At 50.2% G+C, this 504-nt stretch carries 1 protein-coding gene and 1 pseudogene; both read left to right on the top strand.

Annotated elements, in window-relative coordinates; translation table 11 throughout:
* The coding region (locus K5R16_RS22180; RefSeq protein WP_220740582.1) for a linear amide C-N hydrolase at positions 1-307 on the top strand (307 nt) is incomplete at its 5' end.
* A 108-nt stretch (positions 308-415) separates the two neighbouring features.
* Positions 416-504 (top strand): annotated as a pseudogene (locus K5R16_RS22585) (TetR/AcrR family transcriptional regulator); the annotation flags it as partial.

The following is a 504-nucleotide window of genomic DNA, read 5'->3' as shown; positions in this document are numbered from 1 at the left end:
TACCCGGGTGGCGGTTGCCGGCGCCTTCAGCGTCATTCGTAACGCCTCTGTGCCTTTCGGTATAGCTTCCGAGACTGAACCGAATATCTCTTCGACCCGTTGGCGCTCGGTCTCGGATCATAAAAATCGGGTGTATTACTTTGAAACCGCCTTAACCCCCAACACCTTCTGGGTCGATATGAAGGGCATCGACTTCAATAAACAACAAGAAGTGAAAAAGCTGACCATCAACAACAACAGCATCTACTCAGGTAACGCGCTGTCGGACTTTGTCACGGCCAAGCCCTTTACGTTCGCCGGGCTTTAATCTTTAAGACAGGGAGCCAAGGCTCCCTGTCTATCTTTTTGGCCTCACTGCCGAGCCCACGAGACTCCTGAGCATCTCGTATGCCGTCTTCTGCTTGAAAAAAAAAAATATGTCGACAAAGAGGTCGATCTCGATCTTCTCGTCGGTTACTTTGACGCTATGTTCTACACCTTGTGGCAGTTCCGCTTTATGTACGC

Source organism: Shewanella sp. c952 (assembly GCF_019654975.1).
In the GTDB taxonomy this organism is placed as follows: domain Bacteria; phylum Pseudomonadota; class Gammaproteobacteria; order Enterobacterales; family Shewanellaceae; genus Shewanella.
The sequence above is the reverse complement of the archived record's forward strand: the minus strand, read 5'-3'. Positions and strand labels throughout refer to the sequence as shown.